This is a genomic window from Aphanothece microscopica RSMan92 (genome assembly GCF_046613545.2).
Taxonomy (GTDB): domain Bacteria; phylum Cyanobacteriota; class Cyanobacteriia; order PCC-6307; family Cyanobiaceae; genus NIES-981.
In genome coordinates this window covers 1-3715 of sequence record NZ_JBKKKY020000117.1, presented here as the reverse complement: position 1 = coordinate 3715, position 3715 = coordinate 1, and the positions used below count along the sequence as shown (strand labels likewise).

The window sequence follows — 3715 nt, the reverse complement described above, 5'->3', positions numbered from 1 at the left end:
CGTAAGCCGCGATCGCGGTGGCGCCGCGCTCTCGCGCGCCGGGGCGCATCTTCTCGGCATAGGTGCGCAGCACCATCTCGCGCGTCTGGCCCGGGCCGCGCCAGCGCCAGGAGCGGCGCCACTCTTCTCTGGCCCAGTCGCCGTCCTCGTCGAAGGGGATCGGGGTCTGGGCGCCGAAGCTCGCGCGCTCTTCGGCGGAAAACACCGGCACCGCGCACAGCGCCAGACGGCGGACGCGCAGCCCGCCCGATACGGCGATCTCGCAGGCGATCGCGGCGCCGGTGTGATAGCCCAGAAGATCAACCGCCCTCCCCCCGAGCCCCAACGCGACAGCGGCCTCGCTCAGCGCCTGCGCATAAGCGTCGATCCGCTGCGGGTCGAGCAGGGGGTCGGACATGCCGTAGCCGGGCGTATCCAGGATTACCACTCGGCGCCCGTTCGCCAGCTTGGGCGCGACGTTCTCGAAGATCTGGCCCGAGTTGGGCACATGGTGAAAGCAAAGGAGCGGCGGGCGGCGCCCCTCCCCGACAGCGCGGTAGTGGATCTGGCCATGGCTGACGCTTACGTAGCCGCGACGCACCGCTTTCGGCTCCGCGGCGAGCGCCGTCGTGGCCGCGGTCCCCGCGCCGATCGCCGCACCGAAGAGGCCGCGTCGATCCAGCATGGGGGTCAGCCTCCAAACTTGTATCGCGCCGTCAGTCCAAACGTCCGCCCATCGGCCGGCGTCACCTGAAAGGCGCGCTTCAAAGCGCCGGGGAAAGGCTGGGCGAAGAAGCTGTTGAAGTCGCTGAACCGGATGATGACCGGCGGCGTGCGATCGTCAAATACATTATCGACAAAGCCAGCGATGCTGAAGCGGTCGGTCTCATAGCCGATGCGCAGGTTCACGCGCGTCTGATCGCCTGTTCCGGCGAAGTTGGAAGGCTCCGAGAACTGGGTGGAGCGGAAGGTCAGGTCGGCCCGCGCGTAGAGTTCCGCATCAGCCAGCGGGTGGGTGTATTGCCCGCTGACCGCCGCCTGCCACTTGGACGCGCGCGGCAGCCGGTTGCCGGAGACATCGGCTCCGAACACCCCGTTGGGCAGCTGCACGAGGCGCAAGCCGGGCAGCGCGGCGATCTGGCCTGTCGCGCGATCGACGCCAGCCAGCGCAGGATCGACATAGGAATCGAACTTCGCGTCCGAAAGCGAGATCGCGGCCGTGAGATCGATCCGGTCGGTGGGCCGGGCGGTGAGGTCCAACTCGAAGCCCTGGGAGTAGGACTGGGCGGCGTTGGCGATGAAGGTGTTGTTGGCCGGCCCGCGCGACGAGGCTGAAACCACCTGCTGATTGGTCCAGTCCACATAGAACAGGGTCAGGTTGGCTAGCAGCCGTTGATCGAACAGCGCCTGCTTGGTCCCGATCTCGTAGGTCCAGTTGGTTTCGGGCGCATAAGCGCGCTCGGTGTCGAAGATGTTGATCTGATCGTTGAAGCCGCCGGTCTTGAAGCCTTTGGCGGCCGAGACGTACCAGAGGCTGTTTGCGGTGGGTTTCCAGTCGAGGATGAAGCGTGGGGTCCAGCTATCCCAGGTGGCCTTGCGCCGGGGGTCGGCGACGAAGGCCGCGCCGCGGAAATAGTCGAACGTCTTGGTCTCCTCGCCCCAGCGCAGATCCAGAGTGGCGTTCAGCCCCGGTTGGAGCTCATAACCCAGCGAACCAAAAACGGCGACGGCCTGGGTTTCGGTGATGGACAGGAACGGTCCGTTGTTGCGAAGGGGATTGGCGCTGCGCGCGGCCGGCGGCAGGAAGAACTGCGCATAAGCCACGTTGCGGAACTTGTTGCGGAAGTTATAGGCGAAGACGCCCGCGAGCGCCGTGAGCCGCTCGCCCGCATAAGCGATCCGGACTTCCTGGCTGACGTCTTCGCGATTGATGATGTTGCCGAAGGTGAACAGCTTGTCGGCCAGATAGTCCACGTCCTGGTCGTAAAGCTGGTCCTCCTGCGTGAAAGCCGAGATCGACGTCACGGTGAGGGCGTCGCTGACGTCGTAGGTCAGGGTCAAAGCGGCGCGGAAAGTCTCGCGGCTGAAGCCTTGCACGCCGTCGGAGGCCGAACAGCACACAATGCCCGGCGGGGGATTCTCCGGCGCATCGCCCCGGAAGAAGCCGAGCGATCCGCCGTTGGACAGGGTCAGCGCCACATTGGCGGGAACCAGAAAAGCGGCTGCGGTGGAATCCTCGTCTTCCGCGTAATTCAGCCGGAGGTTCGCTTCAAAGGCCGCGTTGGGCGTCAGGCGCAGAGCGGCGTTGACGGCGGTGGTTTCCTGCCGGTTCAGGTCGGGACCGGCGGGGTTCTGGTTCTCGAAAAAGCCGCCCCAGTCCCTGCGGATCACACCCAGGTGTCCAGCGAGAAGCCCCTCGACCAGCGGCCCGGAAAAACCGGCGCGCGCCTCGTACCGGTCCTTGTCGCCGACCGTGACTTCGCCGAAGCCTTCGGGCGTATCTGTCGGCTTGCGGGTGATGAAGTTGATGGCGCCGGCGAACGTGTTGCGGCCATAGAGCGCCGACTGCGGTCCACGCGCTACTTCGATCCGCTCCAGGTCAGTCAGCAGGAGGTTCGCGCTCGAGCGCCCCGAAACATAGACCCCGTCGATGAAGATCCCCACCGGCAGCTCATCGCCAATCCCGGCCAACCCGATGCCGCGCATCGACACGCTGGGGTTGTTGCGCCCAAACGGGTCAGACGCCGACAGGGAGGGCACCAGGAAGGACAGCCTGTCCAGCGTGTCGATCCGCTGGCGCTCGATCGCAGTCTCGCTGAAGGTCGCGATGGACAAGGGCACGTCCTGCTGCGTTTCGTCACGCAGTCGGGCGGTCACGATCACTGCGTCCTGGGTGCGCACCCCGGAGCCCGAGGCCGCAGCGGGTGCGGTCTGGGCGAAGGCGCCGCCAGCCAGCGCGCTTGACAGGGCCAGTCCCGCCAGAATGGAACGATCTGCATGCTGCGCTTTCATCGGCCTGCCCCGCAAAGAAACCTGACGGGAAACCTGCCGATGAACGCTCAGGGTTCATAGGCGGCCGCGGTTCTAACAGCTATCACCTGCGCGCAAGCGCACGCCTCAAGCGTCCGCCCGAAGGCTGCGGGCATGGGCCTTCACCACCGCCACGACCTGTTCCACCGCAGACGACTGGCGCCCCCGCGCGGTGAAAAGCGTCAGTTGCGCCGGCACCGCGGGATCGGAGATCGAGGCAGTTCTGAGCGCCCGCTGGCGCACATCGTCGAGCATCGCGCAGCGCGGCAGAACCGTATAGCCATGCCCCCATGCGACCGTGTCGAGCAGAGCCGAAAGGGCATCGATCTCTAGGGCGGGGCGCAGGTCGAAGCCCTGATCGCGCGCCGCCTTGTCCAGCCAACGACGCAGACCGTTCTGGCCAGTGGGCAAAACCATAGGTCGCCCTTCCAGATCCGCGAACCGGACGGCGGCGCCAATGTGGTCGCGCTGGAACAGCGTGTCCGCGCCGACCAGGAACATTTCGTCTTCGAACAGGACTTCCCCATCAATCAGATGGCGAACCTGGGTGAGCGGAATGTAGGACACTGCCAGATCGGCGCTGCCATCGGCCACCCATCCGGTCACGCCCGCGCCATAGCCCTCGATCATGCGAAGGCGGATGTCGGGCAGACGCTCGCGCACTGTGAGCGCGACGGGGCTGGAGAGCACAGGGGCCACAAGAGGG

Annotated in this window: 3 protein-coding genes; all 3 read right to left on the bottom strand. The window is 66.2% G+C overall.

Annotated features, from left to right (window positions below; genetic code table 11):
- The coding region (locus tag ACLD7X_RS16055; protein ID WP_411424686.1) for an alpha/beta fold hydrolase at positions 1 to 664 on the bottom strand (664 nt) is incomplete at its 3' end.
- Between the two features lie 5 nt (positions 665 to 669).
- Entirely contained in the window at positions 670 to 2991 is a 2322-nt protein-coding gene (locus ACLD7X_RS16050; protein WP_411424685.1) for a TonB-dependent receptor, read from the bottom strand.
- 105 nt (positions 2992 to 3096) lie between these two features.
- On the bottom strand, positions 3097 to 3715 hold a 619-nt coding region (locus ACLD7X_RS16045), incomplete at its 5' end, for a LysR substrate-binding domain-containing protein (protein WP_411424684.1).